This window comes from Leeuwenhoekiella aequorea (genome assembly GCF_004104375.1).
Taxonomy (GTDB): Bacteria; Bacteroidota; Bacteroidia; order Flavobacteriales; family Flavobacteriaceae; genus Leeuwenhoekiella; species Leeuwenhoekiella aequorea.
This window is the reverse complement of record NZ_QOVM01000001.1, coordinates 520,493-538,498: the sequence shown is the minus strand read 5'-3', so window position 1 is coordinate 538,498 and position 18,006 is coordinate 520,493. Positions and strand designations below refer to the sequence as shown.

General features: G+C 34.6%; 20 protein-coding genes. 7 read left to right on the top strand and 13 right to left on the bottom strand.

The window, feature by feature from the left end; all coding sequences use genetic code 11:
* The first annotated feature begins 4 nt into the window (after window positions 1–4).
* From DSM00_RS02365 to murI, 4 genes are all read left to right on the top strand, one after another.
* Window positions 5–2,590 (top strand): BamA/OMP85 family outer membrane protein, encoded by a 2,586-nt coding sequence (locus tag DSM00_RS02365; protein WP_206633779.1) that lies wholly within the window; start codon window positions 5–7, stop codon window positions 2,588–2,590.
* Between the two features lie 33 nt (window positions 2,591–2,623).
* Window positions 2,624–3,574: an OmpH family outer membrane protein gene (locus tag DSM00_RS02360; RefSeq protein WP_128756411.1), complete on the top strand. Its 951-nt coding sequence runs from the start codon at window positions 2,624–2,626 to the stop codon at window positions 3,572–3,574.
* A 74-nt stretch (window positions 3,575–3,648) separates the two neighbouring features.
* Window positions 3,649–4,161, top strand: coding sequence for an OmpH family outer membrane protein (locus DSM00_RS02355; RefSeq protein WP_128756410.1), 513 nt, complete (start codon window positions 3,649–3,651; stop codon window positions 4,159–4,161).
* A 73-nt stretch (window positions 4,162–4,234) separates the two neighbouring features.
* Window positions 4,235–5,029: a glutamate racemase gene (gene murI / locus DSM00_RS02350; RefSeq protein ID WP_128756409.1), complete on the top strand. Its 795-nt coding sequence runs from the start codon at window positions 4,235–4,237 to the stop codon at window positions 5,027–5,029.
* Here murI and DSM00_RS02345 read toward each other — a convergent pair.
* Window positions 5,026–6,018 carry a PorP/SprF family type IX secretion system membrane protein gene (locus tag DSM00_RS02345; protein WP_449543900.1) on the bottom strand — a complete coding sequence of 331 codons (993 nt, stop codon included), beginning with the start codon at window positions 6,016–6,018 and terminating at the stop codon, window positions 5,026–5,028. The genes murI and DSM00_RS02345 overlap by 4 nt on opposite strands.
* A 141-nt stretch (window positions 6,019–6,159) precedes the next feature.
* Here DSM00_RS02345 and DSM00_RS02340 point away from each other — a divergent pair, with 141 nt between their 5' ends.
* The 3 genes from DSM00_RS02340 (at window position 6,160) to DSM00_RS02330 (ending at window position 8,366) form a co-directional block, all read left to right on the top strand.
* On the top strand, window positions 6,160–7,065 hold the full coding sequence (locus DSM00_RS02340; protein ID WP_128756407.1) for a NifU family protein: 906 nt from the start codon (window positions 6,160–6,162) through the stop codon (window positions 7,063–7,065).
* A gap of 83 nt (window positions 7,066–7,148) precedes the next feature.
* On the top strand, window positions 7,149–7,349 hold the full coding sequence (locus DSM00_RS02335) for a dodecin family protein (protein ID WP_028377472.1): 201 nt from the start codon (window positions 7,149–7,151) through the stop codon (window positions 7,347–7,349).
* Between the two features lie 156 nt (window positions 7,350–7,505).
* The gene (locus tag DSM00_RS02330; protein WP_128756406.1) at window positions 7,506–8,366 is read left to right on the top strand and encodes a mechanosensitive ion channel family protein; all 861 of its coding nucleotides are present in this window, start codon (window positions 7,506–7,508) and stop codon (window positions 8,364–8,366) included.
* A 2-nt stretch (window positions 8,367–8,368) separates the two neighbouring features.
* Here DSM00_RS02330 and tsaB read toward each other — a convergent pair whose 3' ends face one another.
* The 12 genes from tsaB to DSM00_RS02270 all read right to left on the bottom strand — a co-directional run bounded on the left by tsaB (window position 8,369) and on the right by DSM00_RS02270 (window position 18,003).
* Window positions 8,369–9,046, bottom strand: coding sequence for a tRNA (adenosine(37)-N6)-threonylcarbamoyltransferase complex dimerization subunit type 1 TsaB (tsaB, locus tag DSM00_RS02325; protein WP_128756405.1), 678 nt, complete (start codon window positions 9,044–9,046; stop codon window positions 8,369–8,371).
* A 3-nt stretch (window positions 9,047–9,049) separates the two neighbouring features.
* Window positions 9,050–10,309: an efflux RND transporter periplasmic adaptor subunit gene (locus DSM00_RS02320; RefSeq protein WP_128756404.1), complete on the bottom strand. Its 1,260-nt coding sequence runs from the start codon at window positions 10,307–10,309 to the stop codon at window positions 9,050–9,052.
* Between the two features lie 45 nt (window positions 10,310–10,354).
* Complete coding sequence (locus DSM00_RS02315) at window positions 10,355–11,800, bottom strand: TolC family protein (protein WP_128756403.1); 1,446 nt, start codon at window positions 11,798–11,800, stop codon at window positions 10,355–10,357.
* A 236-nt stretch (window positions 11,801–12,036) separates the two neighbouring features.
* Window positions 12,037–12,252, bottom strand: coding sequence for a hypothetical protein (locus DSM00_RS02310; RefSeq protein ID WP_128756402.1), 216 nt, complete (start codon window positions 12,250–12,252; stop codon window positions 12,037–12,039).
* Between the two features lie 10 nt (window positions 12,253–12,262).
* Entirely contained in the window at window positions 12,263–12,838 is a 576-nt protein-coding gene (locus tag DSM00_RS02305) for a DUF420 domain-containing protein (RefSeq protein ID WP_128756401.1), read from the bottom strand.
* Complete coding sequence (locus tag DSM00_RS02300; RefSeq protein WP_128756400.1) at window positions 12,839–13,591, bottom strand: SCO family protein; 753 nt, start codon at window positions 13,589–13,591, stop codon at window positions 12,839–12,841. It abuts the gene before it with no gap.
* A gap of 2 nt (window positions 13,592–13,593) precedes the next feature.
* Entirely contained in the window at window positions 13,594–14,226 is a 633-nt protein-coding gene (locus DSM00_RS02295; protein WP_128756399.1) for a hypothetical protein, read from the bottom strand.
* A 124-nt stretch (window positions 14,227–14,350) separates the two neighbouring features.
* On the bottom strand, window positions 14,351–14,710 hold the full coding sequence (locus DSM00_RS02290) for a cytochrome C oxidase subunit IV family protein (protein WP_128756398.1): 360 nt from the start codon (window positions 14,708–14,710) through the stop codon (window positions 14,351–14,353).
* A gap of 45 nt (window positions 14,711–14,755) precedes the next feature.
* On the bottom strand, window positions 14,756–15,736 hold the full coding sequence (locus DSM00_RS02285; RefSeq protein ID WP_128756397.1) for a cytochrome c oxidase subunit 3: 981 nt from the start codon (window positions 15,734–15,736) through the stop codon (window positions 14,756–14,758).
* Between the two features lie 129 nt (window positions 15,737–15,865).
* Window positions 15,866–16,459 carry a cytochrome c oxidase subunit 3 gene (locus DSM00_RS02280; protein ID WP_128756396.1) on the bottom strand — a complete coding sequence of 198 codons (594 nt, stop codon included), beginning with the start codon at window positions 16,457–16,459 and terminating at the stop codon, window positions 15,866–15,868.
* The gene (gene cyoE, locus DSM00_RS02275; RefSeq protein WP_128756395.1) at window positions 16,459–17,352 is read right to left on the bottom strand and encodes a heme o synthase; all 894 of its coding nucleotides are present in this window, start codon (window positions 17,350–17,352) and stop codon (window positions 16,459–16,461) included. Before cyoE ends, DSM00_RS02280 begins: the two co-directional genes overlap by 1 nt.
* Window positions 17,353–17,604: 252 nt before the next feature.
* A complete protein-coding gene (locus DSM00_RS02270; RefSeq protein ID WP_128756394.1) occupies window positions 17,605–18,003 on the bottom strand; it encodes a Dabb family protein in 399 nt (132 codons plus the stop codon).
* Window positions 18,004–18,006 lie beyond the last annotated feature (3 nt).

The following is an 18,006-nucleotide window of genomic DNA, read 5'->3' as shown; positions in this document are numbered from 1 at the left end:
GCAGATGGCTAAACAAACAGGGGTAATTTTAGCCTTTTTACTAAGTTGTATAAGTTTTACAACAGCAACAGCACAAAATGATTTACCAGTTTCTAACGGAAAGCAATATGAGATAGGCGTTATCTCTGTTGTAGGAGCTAAGCAGTATAATGAGCAAACCGTAATTGCTTTTACTCGCTTAAAGAGTGGAGATATGGTATATCTCCCCGGAGATCGTATTAGTAATGTGATTAAAAAACTATGGGATCTAGATCTTTTTAGCGATATAAATCTTTACGCTACTATTAATGGGGACAAAGTAGATCTTAAATTTGAGATTGAAGAAGTTCCTGAACTTAATAAGGTTACTATAACTGGTATTAAGGAAAAGAAAACTAAAGACATCATTAAAGATAATGATCTTAATAAAGGAACTAAGGTTACTGAAAACCTGATAACCAAAACCAAGTATTATATTGAAAATAAATATAAGAAAGAAGGCTATCTAAATTCAAAGGTCACCATTTTGACCAGACCTACTACAGACACTACAGATACACAACGTGTAGATATGTTAGTAAATGTAGAATTAAGTGATCGTGTTAAAATTCAGGACATTGAGTTTATAGGTAATGAGCAAATTTCTGATGCTAAGTTGCGCAAGCAAATGAAGAATACAAAGCGGAAGAATCTTATTCGTTTCTGGAAACGCTCTAAATATATTTCTGAAAACTACGATGAAGATAAAGTAGCAATCGTTGATAAATACAAAGAAAACGGATTTAGAGATGCGCGAATTGTTACAGACACTTTAATTCATAGTGGTGAAGACCTTATTACATTAAAATTAAGTCTTGAAGAAGGTGATAAGTATTACATCGGAGATATTGACTTTCTAGGTAACACTGTGTATTCAGATAGAGAACTTGCTCGCCAATTAGGTCTTGAAAAAGGTGATGTTTACAACGGTGTTTTATTAAAAGAACGTATTTCTAAGGATGGAGATCCTAATGCAGACGACCTTTCTAATCTTTATAAGAATAGCGGTTATTTATTCTCTTCTATAAATCCTGTAGAAGTAAATGTTGAGAACGATACAATAGATTTTGAGATACGTATTACCGAAGGTAAGCTTGCTTATTTTGATCGTATTACAATTTCAGGTAATGATAAAACTAAAGATCGTGTTATCTACCGTAACTTACGTACACGTCCCGGACAGCGCTACAGTCAGGCTGCAGTATTACAAACTACCAGAGAACTTGGTCAAACTGGGTTCTTTGATCCTGAGCAGTTAAATCCGCAATTTTTAAATGCTAATCCTTACGATGGCACTATTGATATTAACTATGCATTAGTAGAGCAAGGTGCCAGCCAGATAGAATTACAAGGTGGTTATGGTGGTGGTGGATTTGTAGGAACACTGGGACTATCTTTTAATAACTTCTCGATTCAGAACTTATTTAATAAAGATGCTTACCAGCCTTTACCCATGGGTGATGGGCAAAAGTTTAGCTTAAGAGCACAGGCTAGCACCTATTACCAAACGTATAGCGCTTCCTTAACTGAACCTTGGTTAGGAGGTAAAAAGCCAGTGCAGTTGCAATTGAGCTTCTCTCACAGTATCCAATATCGCTATAACTTTAATGGTGGCAATACTGCTAGACCAGATAAAGACAGTAGATTCTTAATTACTGGTGGATCTATAGGTCTTGCTAAACGTCTTGAAGTACCAGATAACTATTTTACAATTTCACATGCTATAAGTTTTCAGCATTTTGATTTGAGAAATTATAATGTAGGCTTATTTACATTTGGTAATGGATCTTCAGAAAACTTAGCGTACACAGTAGGTATCTCAAGAAATGAAGGTGACGTTAACCCTATATTCCCACGTACTGGATCTAAATTCAGTTTAACTGCAAAGCTTACACCTCCTTATTCATTGTGGAACGGTACAGACTATAAAGAGTTAGCTGATACTCGTGCTTCTTTAGATCCTGTAGCAGATCAAACGGAAATTTCAGAAATAGATCAGGAACGTTTTAACTGGTTAGAATACTATAAAGTTAAATTTGAAGGACAATGGTTTACGTCATTAGTAGGTAAATTGGTTTTAAGTTCTAAAGTAGAATTTGGTTTCTTAGGAGCATACAATAATGATAGAGGCATACCTCCTTTTGACCGCTTTTTCTTAGGTGGTGATGGTTTAGGTGGTTATGCACTAGATGGTCGTGAAGTTATACGTTTACGTGGTTATCCTAATCAATCTGTACTTCCACAAGACCGTGTAGATAATTCTAGCTTAGATGCAAGTGATGGTGCTACAGTTTTTAATAAATTTGAATTTGAGTTGCGTTACCCTATCACTTTAAAACCTTCGGCATCTATTTATGCTTTAGTTTTTGGAGAAGCAGGATCGTCATTTGATAATTTTAAAGATTACAATCCGTTCTTAATGAATAGATCTGCGGGAGCAGGTGTACGTATCTATATGCCGGCTTTTGGTCTTTTAGGAATAGATTTTGGTTATGGATTTGATCCAATTCCTGGAACAGTAGGCGGACCCAACGGATGGGAAACACACTTTATAATTGGACAACAATTTTAATTTGGCACGATATTTTCTAATATATTAATGTCTATGAGAAACAACGTTATTTTACTAAGCTTAACCGTATTATTTACGGGATTCTTGGCAGAAGCACAACGTAGTATTCGCATTGGATATGTAGATATGAACTATATCTTAGAAAATGTTCCTGAATATCAAGAAGCGCAAGTACAATTAGATAAGCGCGTGGCAGGTTGGAAAGATGAAATTGAAAAAAAGACTAAGGAGATAGATTTAATGAAGACCGCTCTAGACAATGAACGTGTTTTATTAACTCAAGAACTTATTAAAGAACGAGAAGATGAAATTCGATTTCTCCAAAATGAAATATTAGAATATCAGCAGAAAAGATTTGGACCTCAGGGTGATCTCATAAAACAGAGAAGCGTTTTAGTAGAGCCTATTCAAGATCAAGTTTTTAATGCAGTACAGGAGATTTCAGCAAACAGACAATATGACTTTGTTTTTGATAAGTCTGAAGAGCTAGTTATGTTATATGCAGATAAGCGTAATGACATTAGTGATCAGGTTTTATTGAGTATTAAAAGATCATCTAAGAGAAGTCAGGTAAATAATAAAGCAGACAAAGCTCAGTTAGAGCGTGATGAATCTCTAAATCTGGATGAAGTAAGAGAACGTGAAGCACGAGAAGCTGAAGATGCAGCAAAGCAATCTGAGCGAGATCGTATCGTTGATGAACGCCGTGCATTACGGGATTCTATACAAGCTGCAAAGCAAAAAGAATTTGATGATCGTAGACAGCAACTATTAGATGAGCGTCAGCGTAAGAAAGATTCAATTAAAAATGTACGAAATGGATCAAAATCATCTGGCAATCCACCGGGTTTACCAGAAGCTGGATCAAGCAGTGAAGGAGTATTAACTCCAGAACAACGCAGAAAACAAATATTAGAAGAAAGACAAAGAAGAAAAGATTCTATATTAGAATCACGTAAAAAGATAAAGGATTCAATTAATTAAAATTACGCCTCGCCATTAGGCTTTATGAATGGCATCTCAATACTTAAATAATTAAACACTTAATATTACTTACAATGAAACACGTTAAAACCCTAGTTGTAGCCATAGCTTTAATCTTAGGAACAACAGGATTTATGCAGGCTCAAGATCTTAAAGTTGCTCACATAGCTACTCAAGAATTGTTAACATCAATGCCACAGTATAAGCAAGCACAAGCTGACTTAGAAAAATTACAAAGTTCGTATGATGCCGAAATGACAAATATGGCTAACGAACTGAAGAAAACTATGGAGCGTTACGGAAATGAAGCGACTAGCCAAACTGACGAGACAAACCTACAACGTCAATCTGAAGTTGAGCAAACTCGTAATAAAATAATGGAATACCGTCAAAATGCTTTGAGAGATCTTCAAAAGAAAGAATCTGAAGCTTTACAGCCTATCGTAGAGAAAGCGCGTGTTGCAATCCAGAAAGTTGCTCGTGCAAAAGGTTTCAAATACGTTTTAGACAGCACTACAGGTACTGGTTTAATTTTAGCAGACGGTTACGACCTTATGGCTGATGTAAAGAAAGATTTAGGTATCTAAGCACACCAAAATAACTTTTATAAAACTGCCCTACCGCTTAATTTCGGTAGGGCAGTTTTTTTATATTTGGTTTATGAGAAACTCACAATCTATAGGCGTTTTTGACAGTGGTGTAGGCGGCACTTCTATTTGGAAAGAAATAATTAAAGCTTTACCAAATGAAAACACTATTTACCTTGCAGATATAGCGAATGCTCCATATGGTGAAAAATCTGCTGAAAAGATTATAGAGCTGTCTATTAAAAATACGGAGAAGTTAATTAATCTAGATTGCAAGATTATTGTAGTCGCTTGCAATACAGCTACTACAAACGCCATAGAAATCCTGAGAGAAAAATATAAAATACCCATAATAGGTATCGAACCAGCAATTAAACCGGCTGCCTTGGCATCAAAAAGTAAAGCAATAGGAATACTCGCCACAAAAGGAACACTTAGTAGCGCTCTCTTTCACAAAACATCTAGTCTATACGCATCAGACCTGAAAGTAATTGAAGTGGTAGGCAAAGGCTTAGTAGAGCTTATAGAAGCAGATAAAATAGAATCTGAAGAAATGCACGAATTACTTGAGGTATATCTTCAGCCTATGTTAAGTCAAAATATAGATTATTTAGTTTTAGGATGTAGTCATTACCCTTATCTAATACCTGTTTTACGTACTATTTTACCAAAGAATGTAACTATTATAGATTCTGGACAAGCTGTTGCTCTACAGACAAAAAATATACTTATTACAAATAATCTCTTAAACCCACATAACGATGTTGTAAATCATTTACTGTTTAGTAATGCAAGTACAACAGTATTAAGCAAGCTTACGCATTCTGAAAAACACAAAGATCTAAGTGTGGAGTATTTAGAATTTTAATTTATCGCCGGACAATTACATTCATATTGCTCTCTACGTTTTCCAAAATCATAACCTAATGTAATTTGATGAAATCCATTAGAGATTACAATATCATTTTGTTGATACGTATACGTATAGGCAACTAAAAAATTACCATACGTCACACCGATAAATGGTGTTAAGTATTGAGATTTTTGATTCATAACTGCGCCATCACTATTAAGATATTGCGCACCATCCAAGTTTCTTCGGTAGGATAAACCACCCCATAATTTTCCCCAATCAAATTTATGATAGACCTTTCCGTTTATATCTAATGTAACCTCTTTAGTCTCGTCTGTAGCTTGAAACATTAAAGATGGTTCATAACTCCACGGACTATTAAATTTCCCAAAAACGTAACCGGCAGATGCCAGATAACGACGTTGATTTGTGGATTCTAACTCTGGTGTAAATATGGCGCGATTTCTAGAAAGAATATTCTTGACGGTTGCGTGCGCATAGAAATCAAGAAAATAATAAGACATTCCCAGATCAACATTGAAGTAATTATCTGTTTGACTACCACCAGTAATAATAGGGTCAAAATCAGTTTGATCAAAAGAACTCTCATCAAGTGTATTTTGCAAAAGACCTACACTAAGCCCAAAAGACAACTGATTTAGATCTATGTAATTTCTGGACAATAATAAATGATAAGCAAATGTGGTATAAACTCCACGCTGGGAAAAATTACCATTCTCGTCAGAAAACAAAATAGCTCCTAACCCCACCTTATCTCCTACTCTACCATTTACTGCGGCTGTATATAAGTTAGGCGCATCTTCAATATCAAACCACTGTTGACGGCCTGTAATTCTAATCTGGTTAGAATTTGCAGCTCCCGCCATTGAAGGATGTAATAAATAAAGATTTTCTGTTAGATAATCCCAGTAGACAGGAATTCCCTCCTGCGCCTGACTATATTGACCAAAAATCAAAACAAGTAATACTATATATCTCTTCAAAATAATGATATGTATTTTAGGTCGTTAAGACACAGGGCGTAAGATGTAAAGCTAATTAATTTATTGGGTAGATACTCTTTAAGCGTTGTAAAATAAATTATAAGACTTCAAAATTAGCTAAATTTGTATCAAAATTAAAGTATGAGCACATTTAGCATCTCTATAGAATCTACATCAAATCCTGCAATTAAAAAATTTCAGGCAAATTCATTCTTAGTTAATCACAATAGTTACGAATTTAAAAATATTGATGAAGCAAAAAACTCCCCGTTAGCACAGCAGCTATTTTATCTTCCGTTTGTAAAGACGGTATATATATCACAAAATTTTGTAGCAATCGAAAAATTCAGCATAGTAGATTGGATCGATGTTCAAAATGAATTATCTCAACAAATTGAAGATTTTTTAAATGATAACGGTGTTGTTATAATTGAAGATGAAAATTCAATTAAAAAAGTACCGGTTACCGTTTATGCAGAAAGTACTCCCAACCCGGCTGCACTCAAATTTGTGACTAATAAAAAGTTGGTTACTGAAACATTAGAATTTAAAAATATTGACGAAGCCAAAAATGCCCCATTGGCTGCTGCACTATTTAACTTTCCTTTTGTCAAGGAAGTTTTTATGGATTCTAATTACGTAAGCATCCATAAGTATGACGTTGCAGACTGGGATAATGTATTTCAGGAAATAAGAGAATTTATAAAGAACTACATTGAAGATGGTAAAGAAATTCTTTCTGAAAACTTTAAAAAAACACCTCAAGCTGTAGAGCAAGAAAAAGAATCACAGTTTGAAGAAATGGATGATATTTCTAAAGAAATAGCAAACATCATTGAAGAATATGTAAAACCTGCAGTTGCAAGTGATGGCGGAAATATTCTTTTTAAAAATTATGATCCTGACACAAAAAATGTAAAAGTGGTATTACAAGGTGCTTGTAGTGGCTGCCCATCTTCAACATTTACATTAAAAAATGGCATCGAAAATATGCTAAAAGAAATGCTGAAAGGCAAAATTAATAGTGTCGAAGCTATTAACGGCTAGTAGATTAACAAAAATAAACTGTAAAACTGGTCTTATTATCGTAAATTCAAAAGAATCAACTTTAATATATAAAACCAATACCTATGGCAATTTTAAAAGTAATAGAATTATTAGCTAGTTCAAATAAAAGCTGGGAGCAAGCAACAGCAAATGCAGTTAAAGAAGCTTCAAAAACAATTAAGAATATACGCTCTGTATATGTAAATGAACAGAGTGCTGTTGTAACCGGAGACACTGTATCAGAATTTAGAGTTAATGTTAAAATTACTTTTGAAGTAAAATAATCACTTCTAACATATTAAAAGGCCTGTATTCTTTCTAGAATACAGGACTTTTTTGTTACACCTAACTGATACATTAACAATTAACGTTATTTAAACATTTCAATTTTTTTTATATCTGCGCTATACAAGACCTTTGCAACTAATTAAAATTACTATATGGAATTAAATACCGACTATTACGAAGAGTATATCAGAAAATTTGGAGATAAGATTATAGATTTTCTTCCTAGTCTTATAGCAGCAATCATAATGCTGGTAGTAGGTTTCTACGTAATAAAATTTATAAACCGCTTAGTTAAGAAATTCTTTGAGCGTAAAGATTACGATTTAACACTAGAGCGATTTATAGCCGATTTAATAAACTGGACGCTTAAAATACTTTTGTTTGTTTTAGTAGTTACTCAACTCGGTGTAGAATCTGCATCACTTGTTGCTGTAATTGGTGCTGCAGGTTTGGCGATAGGTCTTGCATTACAAGGTTCATTAGCAAATTTTGCTGGAGGAGTACTCATTTTACTTTTGAGACCATTTAAAGTAGGTGATTGGATTTCTGCTCAAGGTGTTGATGGAGCGGTAAAAGAAATATCTATTTTTAACACCAGACTGATTACTTTTGGAAATCAGGAAGCAGTTATTCCAAACGGTAAGTTATCAAATGATAATATTATAAACTTCACTTCTCAAGGGATTCGTAGAAATGCGCAAACCTGGGGAATATCTTATGATAGTAATATAAAACTGGCTAAAGAAATCTTATTACAACTGGTAAATGAGCAAGAGACAGTTTTACACGATCCGCATCCAGAACCTATGATTGTGGTTACCGAACTTGCAGATAGCTCTGTAAATCTTTCCCTACGATTCTGGGCTACAAATGAGGATTACTGGGCTTTACACTGGTACATCTTAGAAGAAGGTAAAAGAAGGTTAGAAGAACAAGGTATCGTCATACCATTCCCACAGCGAGATGTTCACGTTTTCAATGAAAGTGGAGCTTCTTTTACAGCTAAGCAATAAACCTATTTTTTCTTAGGCTTATTGACCTGAAAATCTTTCAAGTAAAAAGGTTCAAAATAAGCGACATCTTCGATGTCGCTTATTTTGTTTTTGGCTTCGGCTAATACCGCCATTTCACGTGCAGATGGCAATGCTTCGGTTTGAAATGTAGCATTGGGGTGCTTTATTACATCAATTAGTTTTTCTGCACCATCACCTACAAAGATTGTTTTGCCCTGATTTAAGTAGTCTTTAAATGAATTTTCATCAATAATCTGAGCTTGAATCTCTCGTATCTCCTTAAAATTATTGTCGTAGATAGCGCTATAGACTTCCATTCTTCTGGCATCAAGTACCGGTATGACATATTTTATATCTTCGGTTCTTGCCTGCATTGCAAGCGCTTTTAAAGTATTTGTAGCGAGAAGCGGAATATTTAGTGAAAAAGACAATCCTTTAGCACTACTTACCCCTATACGCAGACCAGTATAAGAACCCGGCCCTTTACTTACAGCAATTGCATCAAGTTTTTTTGTATCTAAGCCAGCTTCATTTAACACATCTTGAATATAAACATGTAAGCGTTCGGCATGAGAATAATTTAGTCCCATGTCTTCCTTAAGAGCTAGTACCTTACCGTTTTTAGCTAATGCTACAGAACAATTAGTAGTTGTAGTTTCAATACAAAGTATAAGTGCCATAATTTAGTCTTCTTGCGAAGCCCCAAATTTAGCATCTTTTTTAACCTCTACGAGGTCACCTTCCTTAAGTAATTTTGTAACTGTGTTATACGGTCCGGTAATTACTTCATCACCAATCTCTAAGCCTGTAGTAACGATTATATTAGTATCATCCTGAATACCAGTTTTGATGCGTTTTACCATCGCTTTATCGCCGTTTTTGACAAACACCGCTTCGTATTGATTGTCACCAAATGAAGATGTTGTCGTATCATTTTTAATTACTATAGCGCTAATAGGTACCGCAATAGCGTCTTTAACACTATTAGTTATAATATCTACAGTCGCAGTCATACCTGGTCTAAATGGAGAGAAAGCTTCAGGTTTACCCTCAATTAGATCTTTATATGAACTTTCAAGAATACGCACTTTAACCTTAAAGTTTGTTACCTGATCTGCAGTTAAGTTGCTTTCTGCAGAATTTGCGATTTCTGTAACCATTCCTTTAAATGGTTTCTTTAAATAAGCATCTACTTCAACACGTGTTGAATCACCAATATTAATCTTAACAATGTCATTCTCATTTACGTCTACCTCTACTTCCATATTACCTAAATCGGCAACACGCATAATTTCTGTTCCTGCCATTTGTTGAGTTCCTACAACTCGCTCGCCTAATTCTACATCTAAACTAGATATTGTACCGCTAATAGGTGCATAAATAGTCGTACGAGATAAATTATCTCTAGACTGGTTAACATTTGCCGCAGCACTTTGTACACTGTAATAAGATGACTTAACATTTGCCTGAGCTACCTCATAATCTGATACAGATTGATCCCACGCAGATTTAGATATCACCCCTTTCTCAAAAAGTGATTTGTTACGCTCGTAATTAGCTTTTGCGTTTTTAAGCGTGGCTTCAGCCTGAGATAATCCAGCTTTTATGTTTTGTAAAGAAGCTTGAGCTTGTGTTAATGCAGATTGAATTAAATCTGGATTGATACGCACAAGTAAATCTCCTTTCTCTACTTGCTGACCTTCTACTACCGGAAGCTCAATAATTTCTCCTGAAACTTCAGATGAAATTTTCACTTCAACTTCTGGCTGAATTTTTCCGGTTGCAGCAACAGTTTCAACCACGTTCATGCGATCAATTTTCTGTGTTTCTACAGCTTTGAACTCTCCGGTTTTACCAAACCATCCCGCTTTCTTTCCACCTATTAAAGCAAGGATTAATACTACAGCAACACCAAAAATAATAAGGATCGTCTTTTTTTTCATCGTATGTAATTATATAACCTGTTATTGAAATTTACTTTTAATCAATTAAAATTTTAATTGATCTGCCGGTACACCAAAGTAAAGTTCAAGTACTTTCAATTTAAAAATGTAATCGTATTTAGCTCTATTTAAGTCAATCTGTGCATTATCGTAGCGCTGTTTTGACTGGCTAAAATCAAATGCATTTATAAGACCTACTTCATATCTATCTTTACCATAGGAGTAGGCTAATTCTTGTGATTCTGCAGCTTTTTGCGCAGCTTCGTATGACTTCAGGGCTCCTTGTGCATCAAGATAGGCTTGGTAAACATTAGATTCTAGGTCAAGCTTTGTCTGTTCTAGATTGATTTTTGCACGTTCTGCATTTATCTTACTCCGCTTTACGCTATTACGTACTTGAAAGCCATTAAGGATAGGTATATTAATTTGCAATCCATAACCTACTCCATCATTCTGTGATAACTGATCTATAAAAGGATCGGCACCCACTAGCTCAGTTACAAAATTTGGTGTTTCTGCAACTACAGTTTGCCCCGTAGCTTGCACAAACCCTATTTCATTTATACTTGTAGGATTATTTTGATCGAGATCTTGCCTAAAGGAGGTTGCATTTGTATATCTCGTATTGTAACCAAAAAAAGCTGAAATAGTTGGCCAAAATGCGCCTTTTGCAATTTGAACGTCCTCTTCTGCAATCTCTAGGTTAGTTTCTGCAATTTTAACTTCATTACGTTCTTCTTTAGCAGACTCAATGATATTTTGAGGAGACATCAATAGCATTTCCTCTCCATAGATAGCATAATCACCTTCTGCGATATCAAATGTTTTATAATCTCTTATTAAAAGTGTTTGAGCTAAGCTTATAAGAGATATTTGAACTGCATTTTCTGCAGCAACAATATTCTGAATTTCGGTGGCATTTTGCGCTTGAACTTCTAACAAATCACCTCGTGGAGATACACCACCATCTACAAGCTCTTGAGTTTGCTGTAGCTGCTGAGTGGTTACTTCATTTTGAGACTTAAGAACTTTAAGGTTTTCTTTATTTAAAATCACCTGCAAATAGCTATTGGCAACCACTAAAGCAATATCATCTTGTAATTTTTCTAATCCGTATTGAGCGGAAAGGGCCGATAATTTTGCGCGTTGAGCTCTATTAAAATTCTGCAATCCGTCAAACAATGTATATCCTGTATTGATGCCACCACTAGCAGATAAAAACTGAGTTGTAGTTGCCAGGTTACTCGTTGGATTGAAGTTTAATCCCGTATTTCTAGAGACTGATGCATTTGCATTTAAACTCGGTAAAAAATTTCCGATTGCATCAGACTTATCAATATTTGCAGCTTCTATATCAAGCTCGGCTTGACGTATTTGTATATTTTCATCCAATGCACGTTGAATACATTGTTGCAGCGTCCATTCTTGTTGTTGTGCAATTCCGGAAGATGCAGAAATAACTATAAAAACAAAGAGTAATAATTTTTTCATAATTGTAATTCTGTACAATAAGTAGTCTTATTGCTAAAAGTGTTACAACGAAGAATCAATTTATTCTAAATTTTTAAAAAGATTTTTTCGGCATTTTAGAACCAGGCGTTTACTGCACAGCAGTGCAAGTTTAAAAAGCTGGTGATAATTAAATAAAGTCGATCCATGAATAACGCATTATTGAAATTTAAAATTTAAAAAGGATGAATTAACCAAACCTACGAATGATCTAGTTCCTAACGATCTGCTTTTTTACGACTTCGGTAAATAAGGTAGATAAGTCCTCCCATTAATATATATGGAATTGCAGCTAAATAGACTATCCCATTATTAACACCTTCTGCCATACTGTTATCAGTTTCACTTTCTAGAACAGCGCGACACATTGCGCATTGCGCATTTGCAATCTGAGTGAAAACAAAAAATATTATGGAGAAGAAAATCTTTTTCATAAGAACCGAATTAGGCGGGATAATAGGGAGATATAAGAAAATAAACTATCACACCAGTTACCGCCACATATAACCAGATAGGAAATGTTATTCTTGCGATTTTACGATGCATTTCAAATTTGCCCAGTACTGCACGTACATAAGTTACCAGCACAAATGGTATGACCCCGATAGATAACAAAATGTGCGAAATTAAAATGAAGTAATATATATATTTAAAAGATTCAATAGATGAATTTTCAGCACTTGAAAGTTCTCCATCTAAGTTTGTATCACCAAATATTGTTGAGTCTGATGTGGCGTGATAGACAACATATAAAACAAGAAAAACCAATGATAAACCGATACAGATTTTCATTATATTTTCGTGAGCTACTCTATTTCCTTTTTTAATTTGAATAACAGCAGCAATTAACAATACAGCTGTTAAACCATTAATCGTCGCGTAGATGGGTGGAAGAAAACCTAAGCGAGGAACTCCGGGTATACGTATTGTAAACAGAAATGCTACAGCTACCGGTATAGCTATAGATAAAATAATAATCCACCTGTTATATAACTTTTCTTTTTTAGCGAGCACTTCCATCTAGTTCTTCTTATTCTTATTGAGTAATTTATTAATGTCTTCTATTAATATTGCTATTTGAGAAGTTTCACCTTCTTCGGTTTCTGGCGTTCCTTCAGGAATAAAGCCTCGATAATATATTAATGGGTTACCAAAATCATCTCGACGAGATCGTATAAATCCGTTTTGATCAACTAAAGCGAAAAGACCTGAATGCTGAAAATTTCCGTCAATATCCGGATTTTCTTGGGCTAATAAATTAAAACCCACATTTGCTAATTCATATATTTTCTCACGATCACCTGTCATTAAATTCCAATCTGGGTCGGTAATTCCATATTGCTCTGTATATTCTTTTAAAACCTCTGGCTGATCATATTCTGGATCGATACTAAAACTGGCAATACCAAAATTTGGATTGTCTTTAAATTCATTTTGTATACGTACGAGATTTTTATTCATCGGGATGCATATCGTAGGACATCTCGTGAAGAAAAATTCAACTAAAAACACTTTACCCTTATAAGTATCTTCCGTTATAGTATCACCATCTTGATTAATAAATTCAAAGTGAGGAACTTTGCGATCCTTACCGTTTATATTAATATATGATAACTCTCCGGTGTTTTCAACCGTATCAGCATCAACAACATTAAGGCGATCATTTTTTACAACCTCCCCTTTCATTACGCGATCTATAATTTTAGGGATAACTATTATACCAAACACCAAAACTATCACGGCAATCCCTATATAGGTTTTTTTTCTATTCATTATTAAATCTTTCTATCTGAATTATTTTTTTTGAGCGCAAGTCTATATTCGGCAAGAATGATTTTAACATCATCTTTCATTTTGTTTGCTAGCTCTGCAATGTCTGAACTGTCATAGCCATACAAAACACCATAATCTTCATCATCATCACGACCTCTTAAACTTCTGGATTTATCAATAATAAATATGTATGGAGAGCCTCCATCATTAAGCAATGAATATGGAGATTTTAAACTCTGAAAAGTGTCGTCTATATCTTGCTGTGTAGTACGAATAAAAAACCAGTTTGACATATCAACCAGAAGACTCATTTCATCAACAACACTTTTTAATTCGGCTTCATCAATTGTTTCAGGAACAAGATAGACAAACTGAAAATCATCAAACTCTCTAAAGGTTTTGAATATTTTTTGGTTCAAATTGAATAAATCACCTCCGTCGCGTTCTATAGTTGTACCTAAGAATCCAAGAACTGTAATTTTATCTTTAAACTTAACTTCTTCAGTGAAGTCTAGCTCCGGAATTTCCTTTTCTATTATCGGCAGTTTTGCAAAATTATGAATACCTGAAGCAAAGAATAAATAGGCAACAATAGGTAATATAAAAAGCACTCCTAGCACTAAAAACTTCTTCATTATACAACTGCTTTTAAGACAAATTATTTACTTCGGTAAAGTTAAGCCACAGAATGTTCACCTTAAAAATAAGGCATAAAAAAAGACGGTACAAACCGTCTTTTTTAATCGTTATGCTTAGAATTTAGAAATCCCAGCTTTGATATTCGTTATGATATACACCAAAGATATAATCACCTTCGGTAAGTAGAATAAAAATTAAATAACAAACAAGAAATATCCCTGTCCAAACAACTGCTCTTCTTAACCCCTTAGCCTCGTGCTCCATGTGCATAAATGCCCAAGTAATTAAATAAGCTTTGTAAAGTGTAAGAATTATAAATATCCAGTTTAATAAACGCATTCTAAGAAACATAGTTTCTATAAGAAATTCTGGTCTTATAATACCTAAAATAACCTCTGCAATTGTTACAATTGATAAAATCCCAAATACTGACCAGATTCTTTTGGTAGCTGATTCGTTATGTCCTGTATCGTGTGCCATTATATATACTTTTGTTTATCTGCTAAAGCAGAATCTCTTTTATAATTAAACCAAATAGAAAAAGGTAAATACAAATACCCAAACTAAATCTACAAAGTGCCAGTAAAGACCTACTTTTTCAACCATTTCATAGTTTCCTCTACGCTCATAAGTACCTAGAATTACATTTATAAATATGATAATATTTATAATAACTCCAGAAAGTACGTGAAAACCGTGGAAACCTGTAATAAAGAAAAAGAAGTCTGCAAAAAGTGGAGGACCATATTCATTGTGAATAAGATTTGCTCCTTGTACCACTCCAATAGCATCTCGCTCTAAGCGCTCAAGTGATTCTGCACGTGATAAGATCGTTTTCTCATTAGATTCATTAAGAAGTTCTGTACGTATTAATAAATCTGGATTTGCTTTGAAACCCTCAACAATCTCTTCTAAGTAAAAATCTGGTAACGTTGCATCAGATTCATACCAGAGTGCGTCGCTTTTTGTAAGCATAACCCTTTCAGTAGGAAGATCTACTGCAAATGATTCTAAAGCAACTTGTTCTCCTTCAGCATTTACAAATTGTAAAATACGCCCAGCTTTAGTTTCTACTGCTCCATACTCACCAGAAATAAAATTCGCCCATTCCCAAGCTTGAGAACCTACGAATATAATACCTCCAATAATCGTAAAGAACATATACCAGATAACACTACTCTTTTTCATTCTATGACCTGCATCAACAGCAAGAACCATTGTTACAGAAGAAAAGATTAGAATAAATGTCATTAGCGCGACGTAATACATAGGGGCATCTACACCATGTAGAAACGGAAAGTGCGTAAACACTTCATCGGCGATAGGCCACTCGTCCATGTATTTAAATCTTGAAAATCCGTAAGCGGCAAGGAATGCGGAGAATGTAAGTGCATCAGAAAGGATGAAAAACCACATCATCATTTTTCCGTAGCTAGCTTTCAACGGGTGGCTATCGCCTCCCCAAGTTTTGCCTTCTGTGCCTGTTCTAACAGCAGTAGCGTCCATATTTTAATATCAATTTATAAGCGTTGCAAAAATAGGTATTTTAAAAATGCTTTTCAAAGCAATAATCGGTATTTATAACCATTCAAAAAAACGAATTTTAAGAATTATTAGCATTTGGCACTAAGTCACTTACTTAATAAGATCATCTGCAAATAAAAAGAATAGAAATAAGTAAACCCAAAGTATATCAACAAAATGCCAGAAAGTAGCACCCAACTCAAACCCAAGTGCCTGTTCTTTTGAATATTTACCTCGCAGCTGCTGAATAACTACTACAAGTAAAACAAGTATTCCTGCTAATACGTGAACCACGTGTGTAATTACAAATGCATAAATAAAAGATGTTGTTACCGTGCTTTCACTTCCTGTAAAAAAGTATCCACTTGCAATAATCTCATCAAATCCTCTAAACTGAAACACTACAAACAATATCCCTAACACCAGTGTTGCTAAAAGAGACAGTGTTCCTAACTGTTTTTTATTTTGAAAAATCGCCCACTTCGCTACATACAAGGAGATACTACTTAGTATAATTATACCTGTACTTAAATAAAACGCTTGGGGTAATTGAAAATCTGAAAGCCAGTCTCTACGTTCACTACTTACAATATAAGCACTGGTCAAACCTGCAAACATCATGGAGAGGCTAATGATACCAAACCAAAGCATCATTTTTTTAGACCTCTTTAATTTAACTTCTTCTGACTGTGATGTATATTCCATTATCGTAAAAATTTGTCTGCCACATATATTATCTGAATAAGCGTTATATAACTTACACTTGAAAGCATCAACCGCTTAGCAGTAACATTGTTTTTAAATTTATAAAGACGAATTGCATAGTATAGCAATCCTAAGCCCAGAATTCCCACGAGCACAGCAGAGATTGGCGTTAAGTAAAGTCTACCCGTAACTCCAAACACAGGTATTAAAGAAACCAGTATAGTCCAAATGGTATATAAAATAACTTGTACCGCTGTACCACGGTCACGCGCACCTGTGGGCAACATAAAGAAGCCTCCTTTTTTATAATCGTCATACAGAAACCATCCTATCGCCCAGAAATGCGGGAACTGCCAAAAAAACTGAACCATAAATAAAGTTCCTGCTTCTATACCAAAATCACCGGTGGCTGCCACCCAACCCATCATAAAGGGAATGGCCCCCGGAAAAGCCCCAACAAACACAGATAAAGGAGTCTTAGTTTTTAAAGGTGTATAAACACATACATACAAAAAGATAGATACTCCTCCAAAAACTGCCGTAATTGGATTTATTATATAAAGGGTTAGTAAACCAAGTATTGTAAATGATGTTGCAATAATAAAAGCTGTTCGCACGCTCATTCTACCCGCAGGAATAGGTCTATTTTTAGTACGATCCATCAAAACATCTAGATCTCGCTCAATAATTTGATTGTATGCATTGGAGGCACCTACCATTAAATAACCACCAACAGCAAGAAGCAAGATGGTCAACCAGTCTAGTGTATAAGCACCTAGTAGGTATCCAGCCATACTTGAGAATACCACACTGATTGCCAGACGCATCTTTGTGATTTCTTTAAAATCTATCCAAATAGATGAAGATGTAGTATGCGGGTTTTCGAGGCTCAAATGCGTGTAATTCAAGGGCTTTAAAAAGTCGTGCAAAGATACTGCACACACACTTTCTACACAACCTTATCAAAGGTTATTAAATACAAGAGAAATATATAAATAAGCAGGATGTGTAACTAATATTGCAAACCCCTAATTATTAACCCAAACCTACTACTAATCAATCTGATTTATCAAACTTAAAACCGAAGTGCTAGATGAAAATTTAATGGTTAAGACACTTAGAGTTAGTGCTGAAACAAATTAGAGTTATAAGCCAACTGAATCATAGACCTGTACTTTATCCCACAAAATAGCAGATTCTTCTATAAATTTTAAATGCACAGGCTCTTCCTGATAACTGTTCTGCGCTTCTTTAGATGGAAATGTTAATATGATTGAATAGGTCCAACTGTTATCTACCACATCGCGCGGCGTATTTGCAGGCACCCCTATAAACTTAGTTTTAGCATAGTCACTTGTATTCAAAAATTTCTTTAACGAAGTTTCAAATGCTTTTCTATCTTCTGAATTATCCGGATTTTTTAACCAGAAATACACAACATGAGCAAAATTAGAATCAAAATCTCCTTCTGAAGAATTTGAATTTTTACAAGAATTTGAGATCATTAATACCAATGTTAATCCAAGCAATAAATATTTTTTCATAAT

Bases quoted from the DNA above. Each gene is read 5' to 3' on its own strand.
- DSM00_RS02365 (WP_206633779.1), top strand. From the start codon at position 5: ATGGCTAAACAAACAGGGGTAATTTTAGCCTTTTTACTAAGTTGTATA.
- DSM00_RS02360 (WP_128756411.1), top strand. From the start codon at position 2,624: ATGAGAAACAACGTTATTTTACTAAGCTTAACCGTATTATTTACGGGA.
- DSM00_RS02355 (WP_128756410.1), top strand. From the start codon at position 3,649: ATGAAACACGTTAAAACCCTAGTTGTAGCCATAGCTTTAATCTTAGGA.
- murI (WP_128756409.1), top strand. From the start codon at position 4,235: ATGAGAAACTCACAATCTATAGGCGTTTTTGACAGTGGTGTAGGCGGC.
- DSM00_RS02340 (WP_128756407.1), top strand. From the start codon at position 6,160: ATGAGCACATTTAGCATCTCTATAGAATCTACATCAAATCCTGCAATT.
- DSM00_RS02335 (WP_028377472.1), top strand. From the start codon at position 7,149: ATGGCAATTTTAAAAGTAATAGAATTATTAGCTAGTTCAAATAAAAGC.
- DSM00_RS02330 (WP_128756406.1), top strand. From the start codon at position 7,506: ATGGAATTAAATACCGACTATTACGAAGAGTATATCAGAAAATTTGGA.
- tsaB (WP_128756405.1), bottom strand. From the start codon at position 9,046: ATGGCACTTATACTTTGTATTGAAACTACAACTACTAATTGTTCTGTA.
- DSM00_RS02320 (WP_128756404.1), bottom strand. From the start codon at position 10,309: ATGAAAAAAAAGACGATCCTTATTATTTTTGGTGTTGCTGTAGTATTA.
- DSM00_RS02315 (WP_128756403.1), bottom strand. From the start codon at position 11,800: ATGAAAAAATTATTACTCTTTGTTTTTATAGTTATTTCTGCATCTTCC.
- DSM00_RS02310 (WP_128756402.1), bottom strand. From the start codon at position 12,252: ATGAAAAAGATTTTCTTCTCCATAATATTTTTTGTTTTCACTCAGATT.
- DSM00_RS02305 (WP_128756401.1), bottom strand. From the start codon at position 12,838: ATGGAAGTGCTCGCTAAAAAAGAAAAGTTATATAACAGGTGGATTATT.
- DSM00_RS02300 (WP_128756400.1), bottom strand. From the start codon at position 13,591: ATGAATAGAAAAAAAACCTATATAGGGATTGCCGTGATAGTTTTGGTG.
- DSM00_RS02295 (WP_128756399.1), bottom strand. From the start codon at position 14,226: ATGAAGAAGTTTTTAGTGCTAGGAGTGCTTTTTATATTACCTATTGTT.
- DSM00_RS02290 (WP_128756398.1), bottom strand. From the start codon at position 14,710: ATGGCACACGATACAGGACATAACGAATCAGCTACCAAAAGAATCTGG.
- DSM00_RS02285 (WP_128756397.1), bottom strand. From the start codon at position 15,736: ATGGACGCTACTGCTGTTAGAACAGGCACAGAAGGCAAAACTTGGGGA.
- DSM00_RS02280 (WP_128756396.1), bottom strand. From the start codon at position 16,459: ATGGAATATACATCACAGTCAGAAGAAGTTAAATTAAAGAGGTCTAAA.
- DSM00_RS02270 (WP_128756394.1), bottom strand. From the start codon at position 18,003: ATGAAAAAATATTTATTGCTTGGATTAACATTGGTATTAATGATCTCA.